Source organism: Streptomyces sp. NPDC030183, from assembly GCF_055573455.1.
This window is the reverse complement of record NZ_JBVIBK010000006.1, coordinates 180,658-200,205: the sequence shown is the minus strand read 5'-3', so window position 1 is coordinate 200,205 and position 19,548 is coordinate 180,658. Positions and strand designations below refer to the sequence as shown.

Here is a 19,548-nt window from a genome sequence, read left to right as displayed (position 1 = left end):
TCCGAGTAGGTACGGGCCCCGGGAAGCGTGTGTTCACCAACCATCCCGGGCGTCCGCCCTCATTCCCTCCCCAGCTCCGCGATGAGCGCGGCCCGCTGGGGGTACAGCCGCGCCAACTCCCCGGCATCGCCGTGCTCGTAGCCCTCGTACGTGAACCCCGGCGCCATCGTGCAGCCGAACAGGGTCCACGCCCCGTCGCCGCCCAGCACCCGCGCCCCCATCCAGGTCCCCGCGGGCACGACGTACTGCACGTGCTGCCCGTCGAGCACCTTCGGGCCGAGGACGACGACGTCCGAGGAGCCGTCGGGGCGCAGGAGCAGCATCTGGAGGGGGTCGCCCAGGTGGAAGTGCCAGATCTCGTCGGTCGGCAGCCGGTGCAGCGCCGAGTAGTCCCCCGGCTCGGTGGTGAGCAGGGCGACGATCGCGGTCCCCTCCGGCCGCCCGTCACCGCGCTCGGGCCCCGCCCAGGTCTGGCGGAAACGCCCGCCTTCCCGGGGGATGGGCTCCAGCGCGTAGTGCGCGATCAGATCCTCAGGAGTCACCCGCCCACGCTACGTCCGAACCGGCAGCCCCGGCAGGACCTTCCGGCCCCCCGGCCACCTTCCCCGACGTCCTACCGCCGCCCGAGCACTGTCCTACCGCCGCGCGAAGACCGATTCCCGTCGCAGGAACGCCAGTTGCGCCCGCTTCTCCGGCAGGTACACGTCGGGCAGATCGATCTCGGGCAGCACGACCACCGGACCGCGCTCGAACCCCTGTCGCAGGAACCGCGTGATCGCCTTCTCGTTGCCGACGTCCGGGTCGACGACCACCCGCCGCCGGTCCAGGCCGACCAGCACGTACGCCGTGAAGGCCGCCAGCACCGAGGCCGACCAGCCGGGCCGCTCCCCGCCCGGCCCGGCGGGCGCCAGCAGCACGTGTACGCCGATGTCGCCGGGCTCGACCTCGTAGCACTCGCCGACCCGGTCGGCCTCCGGCTCGTACGTCTGGAGCAGTCCGACGGGCTCACCGTCGTGCAGCGCGAGGAAGGCGTGGTGGGTGTCGAGGGTGTCGAGATGGGCGTAGATCTCGCGCACCTGCTCCTCGGTGAGCCCGTTCATGCCCCAGAACGCGGCCCGGGGTTCGCTCACCCAGCCATGGACGACGGCAGCGTCGGCCTTCGGGTCCAACCGCAGGACGCGGACGGTCCCGAAGCCGTCGATCACCTGCTCGTGCACGGCCACCCGGCCGCCGTACGCGTCAACGCTCATCGTCGTTCTCCTGGGTGTCCTGGGTGTCCTGGGTGTCCTGGGTGTCCTTGGTCCCCTGCGTGCCGTTGGTGTCCTCGGTCTCCTTGGTGAGCCGGTCCCAGTCGGTCACGACCGGTACGAGGTCCCCCCGGACCCAGAGGGGGAGCTGGTCGCGGTGGTGGGCGGTGCCGGGCACGCCCGACGCCCCGAACGGCACCACCCACAGGCTGTCCTCACGACGGGCCAGGTCCCAGACGTAACGGGCGGCGGGGCCGCGCGCGCTGAGGTCCGTGATCCCGGGTACGGCGGAGGTGCACAGCACGCAGTCGTGGTCCCCGGCGAGCCCGGGCTCGACGTACGCGGCGGGCGCACCGGGGGGGTCGGCGAGATCGGCGGGGTCGGCGGCCCCGAGCGCCCGCCACGGCGCGAGCCGGTGGCTGTCGGCCCACGGCCCGAACGCATCGCCCGCCACCTCCTCCAGCGCCTCCCGCACGATCCCCGCGCGGTCGATCCCGTAGAAGTCCTGGGCCCGCAGCAGGTGTTCGAGCGCGAAGCCGATCCTGACGGTGAGCGAGAGCCAGGGCCGGAAGAGCTCCGGGTACGCCGGCGGTACGGCCAGTGCCGCGAAGGCGGGCTGGGCGGCGAGCCGTCGTACGACCGCGCCGCGCACCGCCGCGTACGCCGCGGCCTCCACGCTGTCGGCCGCCATCCGCCGGTCCCAGCCCAGCAGCCGCGCCCGCAGGCCGGCGGCGGCGGGGGTGAGGCCGGGACCGTCCGCGTCCTCGGGGCCATCCGAGCCGGCGGGGCCCTCCGCACCCTCGGGGCCGTCCGCACCCTCGGGGCCATCCGAGCCGGCGGGGCCCTCGGGGCCCTGAAGGCCCTCGGGGAGAGCGGCCAGGTGGTCCAGCAGGGGCGCGGCCGAGGCGAGGTGGGTGTCCATGTGGATGGCCGGCATGTCCGGCGCCGACCAGACCGGCCGCTCGGCCAGCAACTCCCCGATGCGTTCGGCGCGGTGCGGTGGCGCGAACTCCACGCCGAGCGGGGTCGCCGGGCCCCGCTGGTTCGCCATGACGGCGACCCCGTCCTCGAACGTGCCGTACGGCGTCCCGTGCCAGCCCTCCCAGGCATGGCCCGGCTCCCAGCCGGGAACGATCCGCCGGCGGTTGTCCGCACTCCGCACCGGCACGCGCCCCGCGACCCGGTGCAGCACCCCGCCCCTGGTGTCCGCGGCCTGGACGACGTTCACCGGCTCGGCCCACAGATCGAACGCCCGGTCCACGTCGGCGACCTCGCGCGCCCGGAGGAGAGGGAGCAGCGCGCCCGTCCCGAGGTCCTCGGTGACCCGCGGCGGGTAGCGGAGGCTGACAGGGCCGACGGGGTCGTCACAGCCTCCGATGATCACCGGGCCCCGGACCGTCTCGACGATCTCCACGTCGACGGGGTCCCCGCCCGCGACCTCTACGGTCTCGACGTGCCGGTGCGCGGGCCGCCACCGCCCGTCCGGGTCGAGCGCCTCGACGCCTCCCTTCCCGGTGCGCCGCAGCCGTTCCCGGTACAGGTCCTGGTAGTCGGCCATGGCGTTGGTGATCGCCCAGGCCACGTGCCCGGTGTGGCCGAAGTGGCCGATGCCGGGCATGCCCGGGACGGCGAGGCCGACCACGTCGAACTCGGGGCAGGACAGCCGGATCTGCTGGTAGACACCGGGTTCCTCGATGAACCGGTGCGGGTCACCGGCGATGACGGCCCGCCCCGTGGCCGTACGGGACCCGTCGACCAGCCAGCCGTTGCTCCCGGCGGTGGCGGGCCCGTCGGTGGCGAAGAGCCCCACCGCGTCGGCGCCCAGGTGCCGGACGACCTCCTCGCGCCACAGCTTCGCGGGAAACCCGGCGAACAGGATGTGCGTGGCCAGCCAGACACCCAGCGGATGCCATGCCTCCCAGCGCCCGGGGGCGAGCCCGGTCCGCTCGAACTCGGGTGCGCGCCGGGCCCCTTCGACGAGCCCGTCGTTGACCCCGTCCACGTACGCGCGGACCCAGTCGGCGGTCTCGGGGTCCCGTCTCTCCAGCCGTGCGAAGCACCGTCTCGCGGTGTCGTCGAGCCTGGCCCGCCTCGCGAACAGGTCCCAGCCGAGCGCGTCCGCGCCGAGGAAGGTCGCCGAGGTGCCCTGGGAACGGTGGCGCTCGACCTCCAGCTGCCACGCCCGGTCGTGTGCGGTGACCCGGCCCTGCGCGCGGGCGAGCGCACGGGCGTCGGAGGCGCGGAGGTGGGGGATGCCCCAGGCGTCCCGGTAGGTCTCGGTGCTCATGTCTGTCCCTGAAGTGCGACTGTGGTTTAGGTTAGCCTCACCTAATCAATCTGGGGGAAGCGTACGTGAAGGGTGCAGGCGTCATGGGGCAGGGTCACGGCTGGGAGGGCGCGGTCCTCAAACTGCTGCGCGCGAAGGACTTCGTCTTCACCGTCACCGGTGCCGAGCAGGTCACCGACGACTACCGGCGGATCCACCTCACCGACGGCGGCATGCTCGCGGTGACCGGCGTCCACCCCACGATGTGGGTACGGCTCTGGTTCGCGCCCACCGGGGAGACGGGGCCCGCCGCCCGGCCCCACCAGCGCGCGTACACCCTCGTCGACCCCGACCCGGCCGCCGGGACCTTCAGTCTGGAGTTCGCCCTCCACGAGGGCCGCGCCAGCGACTGGGCGCGCTCGGCGAAACCGGGCGACACCATCGAGGCGACCGTCCACGGCACGGGCTTCACCGATCCCGACCCGGCCCCCTCCCACATCCTCGCCATCGGCGACCCGGCCTCGCTCCCGGCCATCAACTCCCTGCTGGGCGCCCTGCCGTCGACCCCGACGACGATCTGGTTCGAGACCCCGGCCGAGGCCGGCCCCGACGGCGTGGGCGGCCTCCCGCTGCGCCGCGACCCCGCCCACCACGACCTCCGCCCGGTTCCCCGCCGGGACGCCGGCGCGCACCTCGTCACCCAGGTGAGGTCGCAGGCTCCCGCGCTGCTGGAGGACGCCCCCGACCCGTACGTCTGGATCGCCTGCGACACCGCCACGACCCGCTCCCTCACCGCGTACTTCCGCAAGGAACTGGGCCTGCCGAAGCAGCGGATCCAGGCGCTGGGGTACTGGCGGCCGTAGGGGCCGGGGGGTGCCGGGCTGCGGTGGCTCGGTGTCCGCGCCATCATCGGGGGCATGGACGTCACCCTTCACCTCGCCCAGGATCCCGACGCGGACGAACTCCTCGGGCGCAGTCCGCTCGCCGCGCTGGTCGGCATGCTGCTGGACCAGCAGGTGCCGATGGAATGGGCGTTCAAGGGGCCCTTCACCATCGCCGGGCGGCTCGGCGCGGACGACCTCGACGCCCAGGAGATCGCCGCCATGTCCCCGGAGGCGTTCGCCGGGATCCTCTCCGCCAAACCGGCGGTCCACCGCTATCCCGGCTCCATGGCCAAGCGGATCCAGCAGCTGTGCCAGTACCTCGTGGAGCACTACGACGGTGACGCGAGCGGGGTCTGGAAGGACGCGGGGACGGGCCGGGAGCTCCTGGCCCGGCTGGAGGCGCTGCCCGGCTTCGGCCGCCAGAAGGCACAGATCTTCCTCGCGCTCCTCGGCAAGCAGTTGGGCGTCAGGCCCGAGGGGTGGCGGGAGGCGGCGGGGGCGTACGGCGAACCGGACACGTTCCGTTCCGTGGCCGACATCAAGGGGCCCGAGTCGCTGGCCAAGGTGCGGGCGTACAAGCAGGAGACGAAGGCGGCGGCCAAGGCGAAGAAGTAGGGCCGCCGGGGGGTAGGGGCCGCCCCGACGCCGTAGCGAGGGTGGGGAGGTCGCGCGGCGGGTGCGAGTCGTTCGGGGTCGCTCACGCGGTTCCCCGCACCCCTGACGGGGCTGCGCCCCTTCAGCACAGCCGACCGGTGAACACCGCGTACGCCGAGTGGGCGGTTCTTCGGGTGGGTCGATGCGGTGGGGGCGCTCGACGGGCAGACAGTCACCGTGAGCACGACCCCGCACGCCCCCGTAGCCGTACGGCTGTGGCTGCGTGTGCTCGTGCTGGCCTTCGCCCTGGTCCTCCCGGCCGCGCACGGCACCGCTCACGCGAGCTGCGCGCCGCCCGCGGCGAACGAGCCGGCGCTCGTCGAGTACGACCTCGTGGAGACCGCCCCCCGGCCGCCGTCCCGGCCCCACCACCGCCCCGCCACCGCGGCGCGCCCTGCGGCCCCGGCCGCTTGTTCCCCCGGCCCGGCCACGGCGGAGCGCCCCCCGCTCAGGCCGGCCCCGCCCCGGTCCCCGTTCACCCCGCACGTCCTGCGCTCCGTGGTCCTGCGCTGCTGAGAGAGCCGTTCGCGCAGCTCACTCCCCGCGAGACCGGCACGGTGGCCGGCACGCGTCCCAGCACAGGACAAGGACCACAGCCATGCCCAACGACCCGTACACGGTCCTGCGCGCCCTCCTCCGCGCGGAGGCCGTGCGCAGCACGCCCAAGGCACGCCCCGAGCAGCAGCACCCGGAGCACGGCCGGGCCCCGCAGGGCGGCGAACGGCACCACCCGAAGGCCCCCGAGCGCGACTGAACCGGCACCCGTCCGAGTGCCCCGGAACCACCGGCTCCGGGGCACTCGGGCCGCGGAAAAGACACGGCGCGCGCGCCGCCGAACGGCAAGGAATGCGTCGTTTGACCGATTCACGGGACCTTTTCCCGGGTCGCACTCCGTCGCCATGGCTGCGCCCGGAACGTCTTGACCGGTAGGCTTTCCGTGTGATCTTCAAGCGCATCGGAAACGGCCGGCCGTACCCCGACCACGGCCGGGAAAGCACCCGGCAGTGGGCGGACGTCGCGCCGCGCCCGGTCCGCCTCGATCAGCTCGTGACGACCAAGGGGCAGCTGGACCTGGAGACCCTCCTCGCCGAGGACTCCACGTTCTACGGCGACCTCTTCGCGCACGTGGTGAAGTGGCAGGGCGACCTGTACCTGGAGGACGGCCTCCACCGCGCCGTACGCGCAGCCCTCCAGCAGCGCCAGGTCCTGCACGCCCGCGTCCTCGAACTGGACTGACCCGGCACCGCTGACGGCTCCGGACTCCAGGGCGTCGGCCTCCAGGGGCGCGGGATGTCCCCGCCTACGGCCCCCGGACGGGTGCGGGCGACCTCCCCCGCACCGCTGGGCGCCACCAGCGCGCCGTACGCACGGCTCCGCTCCCCCGAGACGCCGGTTGGCCCTTTCGGGTTGGACTGCCGCGCGGTCAATGATCATCTAGTAGGCATCGCCGCCCAACGGCACTACGCTGCGCCCATGAGCATGCTGACTCCTCCCGGCATGGGCGGCCAGTACCGGATCACGGGGGACAAGTACCCGCGGCTGCGCCGACCGAAGAGGCGCCGCAGGCTCGTGCTCGCGGTCGTCGCGTCCACGACCGCGCTGGGCCTGGCCGGTTGGGGAACCCTGCAGCTCATCGACGTCTTCACCGGCGGCGACGACCAGGCCGCCGCGGCCGGCCCCAAGGCCGACTGCTCGGCCCGCGTGAGCCCCTCCCCGACGGCGGGCAAGGCGGGCCGGAAGCCGTCCGGCTCCCCGGAGTCGTACCCGGCGCCCGGGAAGATCACCGTCAACGTCCTCAACGCGACGCCCCGTTCGGGCCTCGCCAAGGACACCGCCGAGGAACTGAAGAAGCGCGGCTTCCGCATCGGGAACGTGGGCAACGCGACCGAGGAGTACGACAAGAAGGTCAAGGGCACCGCCCTGCTGCTCGGCGCGAAGGCGGCCGAGGACACGGCACTGCCCGTCCTGAACACCCAGCTGACCGGCGCCCGGACGAAGACCGACGGCCGCGAGAAGGCCACCGAGGTCGACCTCGTCATCGGCACCGGGTTCAAGGCCCTCAGCAAGCAGAAGGACGCCGACGCGGCCCTGGCCGAACTGACCAGGCCCGAGCCGACGCCCACTGCGACGAAGACCTGCTGAGCCCCGCCGGGGGCCCGGGCGGTTCCTACTCGGCCGCGCCGTACAGCCGGTCCCCCGCGTCCCCGAGGCCCGGCACGATGTACCCGTGCTCGTTCAGGTGCTGGTCGACCGCGGCGGTCACGACCGTCACCGGGGTGCCCGCCAGCTCACGCTCCATGACCTCCACACCCTCGGGCGCGGCGAGGAGCACCACGGCGGTCACGTCGTCGGCGCCCCGGGCGATCAGCTCACGGATCGCGGCGACCAGGGTGCCGCCGGTCGCGAGCATCGGGTCCAGGACGTAGACCTGACGCCCCGAGAGGTCCTCGGGCATCCGCGTGGCGTACGTCGACGCCTCCAGCGTCTCCTCGTTGCGGATCATGCCCAGGAAGCCCACCTCGGCGGTCGGCAGCAGCCGGACCATGCCGTCGAGCATGCCGAGGCCGGCGCGCAGGATCGGCACGACCAGGGGGCGCGGGTGCGAGAGCTTGACGCCCGTGGTCCGGGCGACCGGCGTCTCGATGTCGACCTGCTCCGTGCGCACGTCACGGGTGGCCTCGTAGGCGAGCAGGGTGACCAGCTCGTCGGCGAGACGACGGAAGGTCGGGGAGTCGGTGCGCTGGTCGCGCAGGGTGGTGAGCTTGTGGGCGACCAGGGGGTGGTCGACGACGTGGAGACGCATGACCACAACAGTAACGGGGGTGGCAGTGCCGGGCTCCCCGGTGCCCGGCCGCCGGACCGTTCACCCGTCGCAGAGCAACTCCGACCCGCGTGGTTCACCCTTCCGATGGCATCAAACCCGCCGCCGGAGGGAAAGTGGGAGGGAATGGCGGGGGTGGTGAGCCGATGCCGGACGGTGGTGAGCCCATGGCGGGAGTGGACGACGAGTCCCTGCGTCCCCGGAGGACGGGCGGGACCCGGTCACGGGGGACGAACCGGGAAGGACCACGAACGACGGACGGGGAGGCGCGGCGCGCGATGGACCGGGAGGCGCGGCGCGCGATGGACCGGGAGGCGCGGCGCGCGATGGATGGCGAGGCACGGTCTACAAGAGACCGGGAGGCGCGGCGCCCGAGGGACCGGGAGGCGAGGCGCGCGAGGGACGGGGAGCGGCCGCGGGGCGCGGGCCTGCGGGAACCGGCGGAGGCGAACGCCGACGCGGGCGCCGTCGACCCCGACGAGCAGGGCGACGCCGCACGGAGGCGGCGCCGGGCCCAGTTCCTGCGGGAGCTGACGGAGGCGCGGGAGCTGCGCGACCGGGTGCAGCCGCGCCGGGCCAAGGCGGCCCGGCTGCGGCACGCGATGCGCATGCGCACCTTCCGCTGGTAGCTCCGCGCTGGTAGCCCCGCCGCCGCCCATGCACGGGCACCCCCCGAACACCCCCGTGCGACACACCCCTTCCGCCCTCTTGGCGCCCTCTCGGAGTGCTCACGGGGCATGCGCGGGGCACTCACGGGGTGGCCGTGCATATGCGGCGGGGAAGTCCGCGTACGATCCGCAGGTGGCGGCAACAGGTGCGCAGGTGAACGCCTTGCCCGGCCGGCGATCAAAACTGCCGGACACAGGGAGCCGAAGACGTCCCCTGGGCGCTCTGTTTCTGCCACGATTCCGAGTGGGTGGGGCTCGGAGCACAGCCTCCCCGCCCACCGACCTCCGCCGGGGGGACCCCCAACCGGCACGCCTATGACCAGTGGGAGAGTCACGGTGTACTTCGCCGCACTGCTCGCGCGCACCGAAGACGGGTGGGAAGCGAGCGACACAGAGCTCGACGATGTGGAGACCCTGTCGGATCTGGCCGACCTGGCCCGTGAAGCCTCGCCCGACGACGACACGGTGCTGGTGCTCATCGAGCAGGAGGACGCCTGGTTCGGCGTCGTCCGCATCGATGGCGAGGACGACCCTCGTATCTACATCTCGGACGCCGCGGCCGCTGCGCGCAGCAGCTACGGCGAGATCCTGCTCACCGACGAACTGCTCGGAAAGGAACCCGGAGACGACGGCCCCGACCTGGACTCCCTCGACCTCGACGGCACGGAGGACGGTGAGCCCGACGACGATGACGACGACACGGGCGCCGATGCCGTGCCGCACAGCCCCGTCGGCGACACCGAGATCCTCGACGACCTGGGTGTGAGCGAGAAGGAACTGCGCGCCCTCGACGCCGACGACGCCCTCAACTCGATCGCCGAGGCCCTGGGCGCCTCGGAGGTCCTGGAGACGGTCCGCTAGGCCCTGTCGTCAAACTCCCGCCGTCGCCCGAAGGGCGGCCCCGCGACGTCAGGTGCGTGCAGGGCGTCGCGGGGTAGGTGGGAATGTGACGACAGGGCCTAGGCCCCGGGGTTCGTTCCGGCCGTCGGGCGGCTCCCGGGCGGCCGATCCGCTAGGTTCCCCGGGTGACCGAAGCAACCGACGCAGAGGCACCGGGCCCCGATCCGGTACGCGACCGCTGGCGGGCCGCGATGCGGCTCGCCCTGGACGAGGCCGGGCGGGCCGCCGGGGGCGGGGACGTCCCGGTCGGTGCCGTCGTCCTGTCCCCGGACGGCACGACCGTCCTGGCCACCGGCCACAACGAACGCGAGGCGACCGGCGATCCGACGGCCCACGCCGAGGTGCTCGCCGTCCGCCGGGCCGCCGCGGCGCTCGGCGAGTGGCGGCTGACCGGCTGCACCCTGGTCGTCACCCTCGAACCCTGCACGATGTGCGCGGGCGCGATCGTGCAGTCCCGGGTCGACCGGGTCGTCTACGGCGCCCGCGACGAGAAGGCCGGCGCGGCCGGTTCCCTCTGGGACGTCGTACGGGACCGCCGCCTCAACCACCGCCCCGAGGTGGTCGAGGGCGTCCTCGCCGACGACTGCGCCCGGCTCCTCACTGACTTCTTCCGCCTCCGCTGACCTGCCCCCGGACCGGCGCCCCCGGCCGCCCCGCATATCGATTTCAAAGCACGCCGCACCTTGCTGTAAGGTCTCCCTCGGTAGCGTGTCCGAGCGGCCGAAGGAGCTCGCCTCGAAAGCGAGTGTGGCGCAAGTCACCGAGGGTTCAAATCCCTCCGCTACCGCAGAGAGACGAAGGGCCCGGTCCGTTGGACCGGGCCCTTCGTGGTCTTCCGTCTCAGCTTCCGTCTCGGTTTCCGCCAGCCGCTCGCCTGTCGTCACCGTTCCGTCACAAGACGTCGTCTCACCGAACCCTGCCGCTCTCCCGCCCTATCTGCCATCACGTACGACGACCACACGTACCGCGGGGCAACGACCGATGACCGACATCCGCGGACGAGACGACTCAGGGGGACGACAGCATGCGGCACAGCAACGGCATTCGCAGGGCGGCTCTGGCGACGACGGCGGTCACGGCCGTCGCGGCGGCGGTGGCCGGCATCCTGCCCGGCACCGCCATGGCGGCCAGCACCACCACCTCCACCCCGCCGCCCGCCTGCAGGGCCTCCGCACTCCAGGTCAGCGCCCGGCAGGCCGCTCATCCGCCCGTCGGGACCGGAACCGGGGCGGCGGTCGTGAAGTTCACCAACGTCTCCCGCAAGACGTGCGTCCTGAAGGGCCACCCGACGGTCGCGGGCGCCGGCAACGGCTCCCCCGCCCACAACACCCCGCTCAAGGTCACCCGAAAGGGCAAGGCGACCACCGTGAAGGTCCGGCCGCACGGCAAGGCGTGGGTGAAGCTGACCTTCGTCCAGGTCCACGGGGAGGCCGACGGCTACTGCAAGTCGGGCAAGGACCCGGTGACGTATCCGACCATGGTCATCGGGCTGCCGCGCTCCGGGAAGCACCAGGTCGCCCTGAACGAAGGGGTGTGGGCCGAGTGCGACGACAAGGTGACCGTCACCCCGGTCTCGGCGGTCAAGCCTTCCTGACCCCACCGTCGCTACGAGCCGAGCAGCCCGCACGGCCATCGCAACGACAGACCTCTGCTACCGCTGAAGAAGGGCCCCGCCGTCAGGTGGGGTCCTTCGTGCGTTCCGGGGACCTCCTGCGAACGCATGATCGGGTTACACTCGCCGCCGGTGGACAGGGACATATGAGGCGGGGGAGGCCGCTGTGGCGGTGCAGGGGAAGAAGATCGCGCTGTACGTGCTCGTGGTCTTCGTGCTGTACGTGATCATCACCGACCCGGCCAAGGCCGCGGACTACGTCCAGATAGGGTTCGAGGGCGTCTCGACCGCCGCCCAGTCCATCGGCGACTTCTTCACATGGATCGCCGACGGGGCCGAGTGACCAGCAGCACCACGCGTCGTACGACCTTCCCGGAGCGCCCATGATCCGCCACCTGGTCCTGTTCAAGCTCAACGAGGGCGTCGAGCGCGACGACCCGCGGGTCGTCGAGGGCGAGAGTGCCTTCCGGGCGCTCGACGGCAAGATCCCGGAGCTGCGCCACTGGGAGCTGGGCTGGAACATCAGCGACCGGCCCATCGCCTACGACTTCGCGATCAACTCGGCGTTCGACGACGCGGACTCCCTGCGCCGGTACGTCGAGCACCCCGACCACCAGGCCGGTGTCGCCCTGTGGCGCGAGTTCGCCACCTGGGTGATCGCGGACTACGAGTACTGACACCGCCTGCCCCCGGCCCGTCCCCCGTTCATACGCCCGTACGGCCCGCCCCGCACCACTCGAAAGGTGCGGGGCTTCGTCGTGCCCCGTTTCCCGGTTACCCCGATTGCCCGGCACGGTCTCAACTCTCCCTCAACACGGCGATATGCGGTGCTTGATCACAGTGCACATGTCTTGTGATGCTATGACCGCTTTTGACGGTTGAGTTGATGAGTTGATGGATGAAGAGGTGGCGTTGACCGTGTCGGCCAGTACTGCGCCACCCCAGGAAGAAACCCAAGCGCCCGTTCAGGAGAAACGTCGCGGCGCCGACACCCGCGCCCTCACCCAGGTGCTCTTCGGCCAGCTCAAGCACCTCGAACCGGGCACCCCTGAGCACACCCGCGTACGCGGGGCGCTCATCGAGGCGAACCTCCCGCTCGTGCGGTACGCGGCCGCCCGTTTCCGCTCCCGCAACGAGCCCATGGAGGACGTCGTCCAGGTCGGCACGATCGGCCTGATCAACGCCATCGACCGCTTCGACCCCGACCGCGGCGTGCAGTTCCCGACGTTCGCGATGCCGACCGTCATCGGCGAGATCAAGCGCTACTTCCGCGACAACGTCCGCACGGTCCACGTCCCCCGCCGGTTGCACGAGCTCTGGGTGCAGGTGAACGGCGCCACCGAGGACCTCACGACCGCGTTCGGCCGCACCCCCACCACCGCCGAGATCGCCGAGCGGCTCCGGATCACCGAGGAGGAGGTCCTGTCCTGCATCGAGGCCGGCCGCTCGTACCACGCGACCTCGCTGGAGGCCGCCCAGGAGGGCGACGGGATGCCAGGGCTCCTGGACCGGCTGGGCTACGAGGACCCCGAACTCGACGGCGTCGAGCACCGCGATCTCGTACGGCACCTCCTCGTACAACTCCCCGAACGCGAACAGCGCATCCTGCTGCTCCGCTACTACAGCAACCTGACGCAGTCACAGATCAGCGCGGAGCTGGGCGTCTCCCAGATGCACGTCTCCCGGCTGCTGGCCCGGAGCTTCGCGAGACTGCGCTCCGCGAACCGCATCGAGTCCTAGGTCGTGTCCGCCGCATCCTTGTGACCGTCGGTAACCGCCGGCCCCCGTTCCAACCCCGGAGGGACCGTGGGGCACGCGGGGCGCACGAAGGCAGGCGGGGCGCACAGAATGGGCCACGAGCACACGTGCCCAGGCCATCTGGCCCAACCGAATGCGCTGTCGAGACATCACCGCCGCGAGCGAATCACTCACGGCAGCTCTTTCCGTCAGTTATGGGTCGAAACCCCGTCAGACTGCCTGTTTCCAGGGCCAATTACCCCTCTGCATGTCGACATGTCACTACATCGCGTTGCCGACGTGTGACATTCTTCCCCCAGCGCGTTTGCCGTGGCCTCGCCGCCGGTATTCAGGTGGAGGCTGCGTTCCCTACGACGGAGCGTCCGCCGCGACCGTCCGCGACCCAAAGGGGGTGGCATGTCCGCAGACCAGGGCAGCTCGAAGGTGCTCACGCTCGCCAAGAGCGAGACCGCGCCCGACGCTATCCAGGCCCCTCAGGACCTTCAGGAGCTCGAGGACCTTCCCGGCACCGAGGCTCCGCCGGCGCCTGAGTTCCCGGCCTTGCCGGCCTCGGCGAACATCGACACCCGCACCCTGTCCCGCTCCCTGTTCCTGCGGCTCGCCGCCCTCGACGAGAACAGCCCCGAGCGCGCCTACGTCCGGGACACCCTCATCGAGCTCAACCTCCCGCTGGTGCGTTACGCCGCCGCCCGTTTCCGGTCGCGCAACGAACCGATGGAGGACATCGTCCAGGTCGGCACCATCGGCCTGATCAAGGCGATCGACCGCTTCGACTGCGAACGGGGCGTGGAGTTCCCGACGTTCGCGATGCCGACGGTCGTGGGCGAGATCAAGCGGTTCTTCCGCGACACCTCGTGGTCGGTCCGGGTCCCGCGCCGTCTCCAGGAGCTGCGCCTGGCCCTCACCAAGGCCAGCGACGAGCTGTCCCAGAAGCTCGACCGCTCCCCGACGGTCACCGAACTCGCCGCCGTGCTGGGTGTGTCGGAGGAGGACGTCGTCGACGGCCTCGCCGTCGGCAACGCGTACACGGCGTCGTCGCTCGACTCACCCGCCCCCGAGGACGACGGCGGCGAGGGCTCGCTGGCGGACCGCCTCGGCTACGAGGACACCGCCCTCGAAGGGGTCGAGTACCGCGAGTCCCTCAAGCCGCTGCTCGCCAAACTCCCGCCGCGTGAGCGCCGGATCATCATGCTCCGCTTCTTCGCGAACATGACCCAGTCCCAGATCGGCGAAGAGGTCGGCATCTCCCAGATGCACGTCTCCCGCCTCCTCACCCGCACCCTGGCCCAGCTGCGCGAGGGCCTCATCTCCGACTGAGTTCCCGTCAAGTACGGGGTGAACCACGCATACAGCGACGACCGCCGGGATGTCTGTTCGTTCAGGACATCCCGGCGGTCGTCGTGCGCGCGGATGGCTATGCGGGGCGAGGTAGCTGGGTGGATGCGTGCGGGTGGCGGGTGGTTGCTCGCGCGGTTCCCCGCGCCCCTTTGCGGCATGGATGGCACCCGGCGCCCTCAAGGGGCGCGGGGAACTGCGCGACCAGCCGCGAACCGACCCGCAGCCGCAAGATCACAGACGCCCGGCACCCGGCAGTCACGTAGGCGCCCGGCAGACGCACAGACACCCGGCAGACGCATAGGCGCCCGCCGCCCCACCGGACCGTTAGCCCAGCGCCAGCCACACCACCGCCGCGACCACCGCCACCGCCGCGACGATCCCGACGATCAGACCGACGCGGGGCCCGGAGGACGCCGCCTCCGCACGGCCGCCCCGCGGGGTCTCGTCAACGAACGCGCGGAACATCTGCGTGCTCCCCGCGGGGTCGTAGTTGCCCTGGGGTCCCTGGTTGTCAGCCATGGCCCGAGACCTTAGCGAATCCGCGAGGGGGCACCCAACCGGGGTGGGGCGGAGCGGCCCCGGCTGTACCGCTCTCCTTTGCCAAGACTTGGGTCGGCCAGCACTTCGATTCGTTTGCCTGCGGCAACCATCCAGTTCTATGGTTGCCCTAAGCAACAAATACCGGAGGGGCTCCCATGGCCGAGCGAGCGCAGTACGAGGAGCTGGCCCGCCAGCTCAGCGCCATCGGGGTCGTGAAGCGGGAGATCGCACGGATGCTGCCGTACGACTGCCCCGGCGGATCGGCCGGAGTCCTCACGCTGCTCGACCGGTACGGCGAGATGCGGATGAGCAGGCTCGCCGAGCTGCTCTCGGTGGACATGTCGGTGACCAGCCGCCATGTCGCGCACGTCGCCGAGCGGGGCTGGATCGAACGCCTCCCCGACCCGGCGGACAGACGCTCGCGCATCCTGCGCCTGACCCCCGAGGGCCGGGCCCTGGTCGCCGAACTCCACCGGCGCACCAGCCGGGTGATGGCCCATCGGCTGAGCGACTGGTCCGACGACGAGGTCGGCGAGCTGGTCCGGCTCCTCGGCCGGCTGCGCCACAGCTTCGACGCGGCCGCCGGCTCCCGTACCGCTCCCTGAAAGACACCCACCAACCCGTACACCCGCGAAGACCACGTAAGAAAAGGAAGCCCATGGCAACGACCACACCAGCCGGTGTGCGGGCTCACGCCAAGCACGGCCACGGCCCCGCCAAGGGCGCCTCGCACGGCGGCGACGGCGCTCCGATGACGCACCGGCAGATCATGGAAGCGCTCACCGGACTGCTGCTCGGCATGTTCGTGGCGATCCTGTCGTCGACGATCGTCTCGAACGCCCTGCCCGACATCATCAAGGACCTGGGCGGCGGCCAGAGCGCGTACACCTGGGTCGTGACCGCGTCGCTGCTGGCGATGACCGCGTCCACCCCGCTGTGGGGCAAGCTCGCCGACCTGTTCTCCAAGAAGCTGCTGATCCAGCTGGCGCTCGTCGTCTTCGTGCTCGGCTCGGCCGCCGCCGGTCTCTCGCAGAACGCCGGGATGCTGATCGGGTTCCGCGCGGTGCAGGGCATCGGCATGGGCGGACTGTCGTCGCTGGCGCAGATCATCCTCGCCGCGATGATCTCCCCGCGTGAGCGCGGCCGGTACAACGGCTACCTCGGCGCCACCTTCGCGACCGCCATGGTGGGCGGACCGCTGGTCGGCGGTGTCATCACCGACACCGACTGGCTCGGCTGGCGCTGGTGCTTCTACGTCGGCGTGCCCTTCGCGGTGATCGCCCTGATCGTGCTCCAGCGGACCCTCCACCTGCCCGTCGTCCGGCGCAAGGTCAAGGTCGACTGGGCGGGCGCGTTCCTGATCACCGCCGCGGTGTGCCTGCTGCTGATCTGGGTGACCTTCGCCGGCGACAAGTACGACTGGGTGTCCTGGCAGACGTACGCGATGGTCGGCGGCACGGTCGCCCTGCTCGCGCTCTTCGTCCTCGTCGAGGCGAAGGCGAGCGAGCCGATCATCCCGCTGCGGCTGTTCCGCAACCGGACGATCACCCTGGCCTCGCTGGCCTCGCTCTTCGTCGGTGTCGCGATGTTCGCCGGCACCATCTTCTTCAGCCAGTACTTCCAGCTGGCCCGCGACAAGTCGCCGACCATGTCCGGTGTCCTGACCATCCCGATGATCGCCGGTCTGTTCGTCTCGTCGACCGTCTCCGGTCAGGTCATCACCCGCACCGGCCGCTGGAAGGCCTGGCTGCTCGCCGGCGGCGTGCTGGTGACCGCGGGCCTCGGTCTGCTGGGCACGCTCCGGTACGACACCCCGTACTGGCACGTGGCCGTCTTCATGGCGCTGCTCGGCCTCGGCGTCGGCATGATGATGCAGAACCTGGTGCTGTGCACGCAGAACCAGGTGGCCCCGGGTGACCTGGGTGCCGCCAGCTCCGCCGTCACCTTCTTCCGCTCCCTCGGCGGCGCGATCGGCGTCTCCGCGCTGGGCGCGGTGCTGAGCCACCGGATCACCCATTACGCGGAGGAGGGCCTCGCCAAGCTCGGTGTGTCCGGCTCCTCCATGGGCCACGGCGAGATCCCCGACCTCGACGCGCTGCCCGCGCCGATCCGGACGGTCATCGAGAGCTCCTACGGCCACGGCATCGGCGACGTCTTCCTCTACGCCGCCCCCTTCGCCGTCCTCGCGCTCGTCTTCTCGGTCTTCATCAAGGAGGTCCCGCTGCGGACCCACGGGGCGCTCGCCCAGGCGGCGGCAGAGAAGGGGACGGAGAACGCGGCGTCGACCCCGGCCGCGGTTCCGGCTACGGCCGCTGACCCGGCCACGGCTGCGCCGTCCTCCGCCCCGGCTTCCGCGGCTGCGGCCGCAGCCGGGGTGACCGCCGGCTCCGGTGCGGCGTCGGCCGCCGCCGGGGTGCCCGTACGGGGGCAGGTGCGCGGGGCCGAGGAGGCGCCCGTGCCGGGGGCCGCGGTCACGCTGATCTCGCTCGGGGGCCGACAGCTCGGCCGTTCGGTCGCGGGTGCCGACGGGGTCTACGCGGTGGACGCGCCCGGCGCCGGGTCGTACGTGCTGATCGCCGCCGCCGACGGGTTCCAGCCGCAGGCGTCCACGATCGTCGTGAACGGTGAGCCGGTCTCGTACGACATCCTGCTGAGCGGTACGAGCGGGCTGAACGGTGTGGTGCGGGCCGCCGGGACCGCGCTGCCCGTCGAGGACGCGATGGTCGTGGTGACCGATGTGCGCGGCGACGTGCTGGCCACCGGGGCCACCGGTGAGCAGGGCGAGTTCGGCTTCGGGGAGCTGGTGCCCGGTCCCGTCACCGTCGCGGTGAACGCCGCCGGGTTCCGCCCGCGCGCCCTGCCCGTCGAGGTCGGCGGCACCGGCGTCACCCGCGTCGAGATCGACCTGGAGGCCGGGGCCCGGCTCCAAGGGGTCGTCCGGGCGCCGGGCGGGCCGCTGGCCGACGCCCGCGTGACCCTCCTCGACGCGGCGGGCAACGTCGTCGCAACCGCCACCACCGGCCCGGGCGGGGCGTACGCCTTCGCCGACCTGGACGGCGGCGACTACACGGTCATCGCCACCGGGTACCCGCCCGTGGCCACGGCCCTCACGGTCTCCGGCCCCGGAGTCGACGGCCACGACATCGAACTCGCCCACCCCGGCGAGTAGTTCACCCCGGTCGGCGGGGCGGCACCTCCGTCCCGCCGACCGGTCGTATCCGAGGAGTGACGCGCACATGGGACTGACCGCGAGGATCCGTACGAGGGACGGCTGGGCCGTGTCGCACGCGGTTGTCACGGTGACCGACATGGCCGGCACGCAGGTGCTGCGGGCCGAGGCCGACGCTGAGGGGGTGGTGCGCGAGCCCACGGCGCTCCCGCCCGGCGCGTACACGGTGATCGTCACGGCCGTCGGGTACGGGCCGGTCGCGTCGAGCGCCCTCGTCACCGCGAGCGGCAGGGCGGAGGTCGGCACGGTCACCCTCACCCGCCTCGGCGGCACGGAACTCCCGCCGCCCGGCCCCTGGACCGTCGACCCGGCCCACTCGTCCGTCGCGGCGGTCGCCCAGCACCTGGGCATCTCCAGCGTCCGGGGCCGGTTCACCGACTTCTCCGGCGCGATCGAGATCGCCCCCACCCCGGACGAGGGCACCAAGTCCCGTGTGACGGCGGTGATCCGGGCCGCCTCGATCGACACGGGCAACGGCATGCGGGACGACCACTTGCGGTCCCCGGACTTCCTGGACGTGGAACGCCACCCGGAGATCACCTATGTGTCGACGGGCCTCAGCCCGGTCGCCCCGGACCGCTGGACGGTCCACGGCGAGCTGACCCTGCGCGGCGTCGTCCGCCCGGTCGACCTCGACCTCGCGTACCTCGGCACCGGCCCGGACCCGTGGGGCGGCACACGCGCCGCGTTCCGGGCGACGACGGAACTGCGCCGCGAGGACTTCGCGATGAACTACAACCAGGTCCTCCAGGCGGGCATCGCGGCCATCGGCACCACCCTGAAGGTGGAACTGGACGTCCAGGCCGTGCGGGGGGAGAGCCTGCCCGGGGGCGGGTGACGGGTGGGCGCGACGGGTGGTGCGGGCGACGGTTCACGGCTGGGGGCGACGGGTGCCGGATCGCCCACTCACGCCAGGGGGGCGACGGACGCCGGATCGCCCACTCACGCCAGGGGGGCGACGGACGCCGGATCGCCCACTCACGCCAGGGGGGCGACGGACGCCGGGTGCCCGCTCACGGCTGGAGGGCGACGGGTGCCGGGTGGCCCGCTCACGCCGGGGACCCGGCCCTACGCTGTGCGCATGGCACGGAACATCGCGACCAACACCAAGGTCTCCCTCGAAGAGCTCCTCGACTTCGTACGCCCCCGGCACCGGGCGCTCCTGCTGACCCGGCGCGCCGACGGCGGCCCCCAGGCGTCGCCGCTGACCTGCGGGGTCGACGACTCGGGCCGCATCGTGATCTCGACCTACCCCGAGCGCGCCAAGACCCGCAACGCCAAGCGGGACGAGCGGGTGAGCGTCGTCGTCCTCAGCGACGACTGGGACGGCCCCTGGGTCCAGATCGACGGGACCGCCGAGGTCCTCGACGTCCCGGAGTCGGTGGAGCCGCTGGTGGAGTACTTCCGCAACATCGCCGGTGAGCACCCGGACTGGGACGAGTACCGCGAGGCGATGGTCAAGCAGGGCAAGTCGATCATCCGGATCACCCCCGAGCGCTGGGGCCCGGTGGCCACGGGCGGCTTCCCGGCACGGCTGGCCGAGGAGGGCTGAGGGCCGGGCGCCGGGGCCTTGGCCCCCGCCCCCGGTCAGCCGCGTCGGACGGTACGACCAGGCGAGGCGGTGCCCCGGG

23 protein-coding genes and 1 tRNA gene are annotated in these 19,548 nt (G+C 72.3%); 19 read left to right on the top strand and 5 right to left on the bottom strand.

What is annotated here, in order from left to right; translation table 11 throughout:
• Window positions 1-59: 59 nt before the first annotated feature.
• From ACZ4Z2_RS09510 to ACZ4Z2_RS09500, 3 genes are all read right to left on the bottom strand, one after another.
• Window positions 60-542 (bottom strand): cupin domain-containing protein, encoded by a 483-nt coding sequence (locus tag ACZ4Z2_RS09510; protein WP_468074040.1) that lies wholly within the window; start codon window positions 540-542, stop codon window positions 60-62.
• A 93-nt stretch (window positions 543-635) separates the two neighbouring features.
• A complete protein-coding gene (locus tag ACZ4Z2_RS09505) occupies window positions 636-1,250 on the bottom strand; it encodes a GNAT family N-acetyltransferase (RefSeq protein WP_468074039.1) in 615 nt (204 codons plus the stop codon).
• Complete coding sequence (locus ACZ4Z2_RS09500) at window positions 1,240-3,534, bottom strand: penicillin acylase family protein (RefSeq protein WP_468074037.1); 2,295 nt, start codon at window positions 3,532-3,534, stop codon at window positions 1,240-1,242. The genes ACZ4Z2_RS09505 and ACZ4Z2_RS09500 overlap by 11 nt, the downstream gene beginning before the upstream one ends.
• Before the next feature lie 83 nt (window positions 3,535-3,617).
• Between ACZ4Z2_RS09500 and ACZ4Z2_RS09495 the strand changes: the two genes are divergently transcribed.
• From ACZ4Z2_RS09495 to ACZ4Z2_RS09470, 6 genes are all read left to right on the top strand, one after another.
• On the top strand, window positions 3,618-4,376 hold the full coding sequence (locus ACZ4Z2_RS09495; protein ID WP_468074035.1) for a siderophore-interacting protein: 759 nt from the start codon (window positions 3,618-3,620) through the stop codon (window positions 4,374-4,376).
• Between the two features lie 54 nt (window positions 4,377-4,430).
• Window positions 4,431-5,012, top strand: coding sequence for an HhH-GPD-type base excision DNA repair protein (locus tag ACZ4Z2_RS09490; RefSeq protein ID WP_468074033.1), 582 nt, complete (start codon window positions 4,431-4,433; stop codon window positions 5,010-5,012).
• Between the two features lie 216 nt (window positions 5,013-5,228).
• Complete coding sequence (locus tag ACZ4Z2_RS09485; protein ID WP_468074032.1) at window positions 5,229-5,567, top strand: hypothetical protein; 339 nt, start codon at window positions 5,229-5,231, stop codon at window positions 5,565-5,567.
• Window positions 5,568-5,649: 82 nt separating this feature from the next.
• A complete protein-coding gene (locus ACZ4Z2_RS09480) occupies window positions 5,650-5,805 on the top strand; it encodes a hypothetical protein (protein ID WP_468074030.1) in 156 nt (51 codons plus the stop codon).
• Between the two features lie 185 nt (window positions 5,806-5,990).
• Window positions 5,991-6,287 carry a type II toxin-antitoxin system VapB family antitoxin gene (locus tag ACZ4Z2_RS09475; RefSeq protein ID WP_003999914.1) on the top strand — a complete coding sequence of 99 codons (297 nt, stop codon included), beginning with the start codon at window positions 5,991-5,993 and terminating at the stop codon, window positions 6,285-6,287.
• Window positions 6,288-6,548: 261 nt separating this feature from the next.
• The gene (locus ACZ4Z2_RS09470; RefSeq protein ID WP_468074196.1) at window positions 6,549-7,193 is read left to right on the top strand and encodes a LytR C-terminal domain-containing protein; all 645 of its coding nucleotides are present in this window, start codon (window positions 6,549-6,551) and stop codon (window positions 7,191-7,193) included.
• Window positions 7,194-7,218: 25 nt separating this feature from the next.
• Here the strand turns inward: ACZ4Z2_RS09470 and upp are convergent, their stop codons facing one another.
• Complete coding sequence (upp, locus tag ACZ4Z2_RS09465) at window positions 7,219-7,854, bottom strand: uracil phosphoribosyltransferase (RefSeq protein ID WP_159769711.1); 636 nt, start codon at window positions 7,852-7,854, stop codon at window positions 7,219-7,221.
• A 446-nt stretch (window positions 7,855-8,300) separates the two neighbouring features.
• On the opposite strand from upp, the gene ACZ4Z2_RS09460 reads away from it, so the two are divergent.
• From ACZ4Z2_RS09460 to ACZ4Z2_RS09420, 9 genes are all read left to right on the top strand, one after another.
• The gene (locus ACZ4Z2_RS09460; protein WP_468074194.1) at window positions 8,301-8,501 is read left to right on the top strand and encodes a hypothetical protein; all 201 of its coding nucleotides are present in this window, start codon (window positions 8,301-8,303) and stop codon (window positions 8,499-8,501) included.
• Between the two features lie 375 nt (window positions 8,502-8,876).
• Window positions 8,877-9,401, top strand: coding sequence for a tRNA adenosine deaminase-associated protein (locus ACZ4Z2_RS09455; RefSeq protein WP_468074192.1), 525 nt, complete (start codon window positions 8,877-8,879; stop codon window positions 9,399-9,401).
• 230 nt (window positions 9,402-9,631) lie between these two features.
• A complete protein-coding gene (gene tadA / locus ACZ4Z2_RS09450; protein WP_468074190.1) occupies window positions 9,632-10,063 on the top strand; it encodes a tRNA adenosine(34) deaminase TadA in 432 nt (143 codons plus the stop codon).
• Window positions 10,064-10,142: 79 nt separating this feature from the next.
• Window positions 10,143-10,227: transfer RNA gene (locus ACZ4Z2_RS09445), tRNA-Ser, on the top strand.
• A 237-nt stretch (window positions 10,228-10,464) separates the two neighbouring features.
• Window positions 10,465-11,034, top strand: a complete 570-nt coding sequence (locus ACZ4Z2_RS09440) for a DUF4232 domain-containing protein (RefSeq protein WP_468074028.1) — start codon at window positions 10,465-10,467, stop codon at window positions 11,032-11,034.
• Window positions 11,035-11,218: 184 nt separating this feature from the next.
• Entirely contained in the window at window positions 11,219-11,395 is a 177-nt protein-coding gene (locus tag ACZ4Z2_RS09435; protein ID WP_099966503.1) for a hypothetical protein, read from the top strand.
• Between the two features lie 40 nt (window positions 11,396-11,435).
• Window positions 11,436-11,729 (top strand): Dabb family protein, encoded by a 294-nt coding sequence (locus ACZ4Z2_RS09430; RefSeq protein WP_468074026.1) that lies wholly within the window; start codon window positions 11,436-11,438, stop codon window positions 11,727-11,729.
• A gap of 217 nt (window positions 11,730-11,946) precedes the next feature.
• Window positions 11,947-12,792, top strand: coding sequence for an RNA polymerase sigma factor SigF (locus ACZ4Z2_RS09425; protein WP_468074025.1), 846 nt, complete (start codon window positions 11,947-11,949; stop codon window positions 12,790-12,792).
• A 414-nt stretch (window positions 12,793-13,206) separates the two neighbouring features.
• The gene (locus ACZ4Z2_RS09420) at window positions 13,207-14,127 is read left to right on the top strand and encodes an RNA polymerase sigma factor SigF (protein ID WP_055713414.1); all 921 of its coding nucleotides are present in this window, start codon (window positions 13,207-13,209) and stop codon (window positions 14,125-14,127) included.
• A 345-nt stretch (window positions 14,128-14,472) separates the two neighbouring features.
• Here ACZ4Z2_RS09420 and ACZ4Z2_RS09415 read toward each other — a convergent pair whose 3' ends face one another.
• Window positions 14,473-14,667, bottom strand: coding sequence for a hypothetical protein (locus ACZ4Z2_RS09415; RefSeq protein WP_468074023.1), 195 nt, complete (start codon window positions 14,665-14,667; stop codon window positions 14,473-14,475).
• A 176-nt stretch (window positions 14,668-14,843) separates the two neighbouring features.
• Here ACZ4Z2_RS09415 and ACZ4Z2_RS09410 point away from each other — a divergent pair, with 176 nt between their 5' ends.
• The 4 genes from ACZ4Z2_RS09410 (at window position 14,844) to ACZ4Z2_RS09395 (ending at window position 19,469) form a co-directional block, all read left to right on the top strand.
• Entirely contained in the window at window positions 14,844-15,293 is a 450-nt protein-coding gene (locus ACZ4Z2_RS09410; protein ID WP_468074021.1) for a MarR family winged helix-turn-helix transcriptional regulator, read from the top strand.
• A 146-nt stretch (window positions 15,294-15,439) separates the two neighbouring features.
• Window positions 15,440-17,857, top strand: a complete 2,418-nt coding sequence (locus ACZ4Z2_RS09405) for an MFS transporter (RefSeq protein WP_468074188.1) — start codon at window positions 15,440-15,442, stop codon at window positions 17,855-17,857.
• Between the two features lie 67 nt (window positions 17,858-17,924).
• Window positions 17,925-18,755: a YceI family protein gene (locus ACZ4Z2_RS09400; protein ID WP_468074019.1), complete on the top strand. Its 831-nt coding sequence runs from the start codon at window positions 17,925-17,927 to the stop codon at window positions 18,753-18,755.
• Window positions 18,756-18,998: 243 nt separating this feature from the next.
• Window positions 18,999-19,469, top strand: coding sequence for a PPOX class F420-dependent oxidoreductase (locus tag ACZ4Z2_RS09395; RefSeq protein WP_468074017.1), 471 nt, complete (start codon window positions 18,999-19,001; stop codon window positions 19,467-19,469).
• Window positions 19,470-19,548 lie beyond the last annotated feature (79 nt).

What these genes read in the sequence shown, in the direction of transcription:
- ACZ4Z2_RS09505 (WP_468074039.1), bottom strand. Translation starts at nt 1,250, where the DNA reads ATGAGCGTTGACGCGTACGGCGGCCGGGTGGCCGTGCACGAGCAGGTG.
- ACZ4Z2_RS09500 (WP_468074037.1), bottom strand. Translation starts at nt 3,534, where the DNA reads ATGAGCACCGAGACCTACCGGGACGCCTGGGGCATCCCCCACCTCCGC.
- ACZ4Z2_RS09495 (WP_468074035.1), top strand. Translation starts at nt 3,618, where the DNA reads ATGGGGCAGGGTCACGGCTGGGAGGGCGCGGTCCTCAAACTGCTGCGC.
- ACZ4Z2_RS09490 (WP_468074033.1), top strand. Translation starts at nt 4,431, where the DNA reads ATGGACGTCACCCTTCACCTCGCCCAGGATCCCGACGCGGACGAACTC.
- ACZ4Z2_RS09480 (WP_468074030.1), top strand. Translation starts at nt 5,650, where the DNA reads ATGCCCAACGACCCGTACACGGTCCTGCGCGCCCTCCTCCGCGCGGAG.
- ACZ4Z2_RS09470 (WP_468074196.1), top strand. Translation starts at nt 6,549, where the DNA reads ATGGGCGGCCAGTACCGGATCACGGGGGACAAGTACCCGCGGCTGCGC.
- upp (WP_159769711.1), bottom strand. Translation starts at nt 7,854, where the DNA reads ATGCGTCTCCACGTCGTCGACCACCCCCTGGTCGCCCACAAGCTCACC.
- tadA (WP_468074190.1), top strand. Translation starts at nt 9,632, where the DNA reads ATGCGGCTCGCCCTGGACGAGGCCGGGCGGGCCGCCGGGGGCGGGGAC.
- ACZ4Z2_RS09440 (WP_468074028.1), top strand. Translation starts at nt 10,465, where the DNA reads ATGCGGCACAGCAACGGCATTCGCAGGGCGGCTCTGGCGACGACGGCG.
- ACZ4Z2_RS09430 (WP_468074026.1), top strand. Translation starts at nt 11,436, where the DNA reads ATGATCCGCCACCTGGTCCTGTTCAAGCTCAACGAGGGCGTCGAGCGC.
- ACZ4Z2_RS09425 (WP_468074025.1), top strand. Translation starts at nt 11,947, where the DNA reads ATGGATGAAGAGGTGGCGTTGACCGTGTCGGCCAGTACTGCGCCACCC.
- ACZ4Z2_RS09420 (WP_055713414.1), top strand. Translation starts at nt 13,207, where the DNA reads ATGTCCGCAGACCAGGGCAGCTCGAAGGTGCTCACGCTCGCCAAGAGC.
- ACZ4Z2_RS09415 (WP_468074023.1), bottom strand. Translation starts at nt 14,667, where the DNA reads ATGGCTGACAACCAGGGACCCCAGGGCAACTACGACCCCGCGGGGAGC.
- ACZ4Z2_RS09410 (WP_468074021.1), top strand. Translation starts at nt 14,844, where the DNA reads ATGGCCGAGCGAGCGCAGTACGAGGAGCTGGCCCGCCAGCTCAGCGCC.
- ACZ4Z2_RS09405 (WP_468074188.1), top strand. Translation starts at nt 15,440, where the DNA reads ATGACGCACCGGCAGATCATGGAAGCGCTCACCGGACTGCTGCTCGGC.
- ACZ4Z2_RS09400 (WP_468074019.1), top strand. Translation starts at nt 17,925, where the DNA reads ATGGGACTGACCGCGAGGATCCGTACGAGGGACGGCTGGGCCGTGTCG.
- ACZ4Z2_RS09395 (WP_468074017.1), top strand. Translation starts at nt 18,999, where the DNA reads ATGGCACGGAACATCGCGACCAACACCAAGGTCTCCCTCGAAGAGCTC.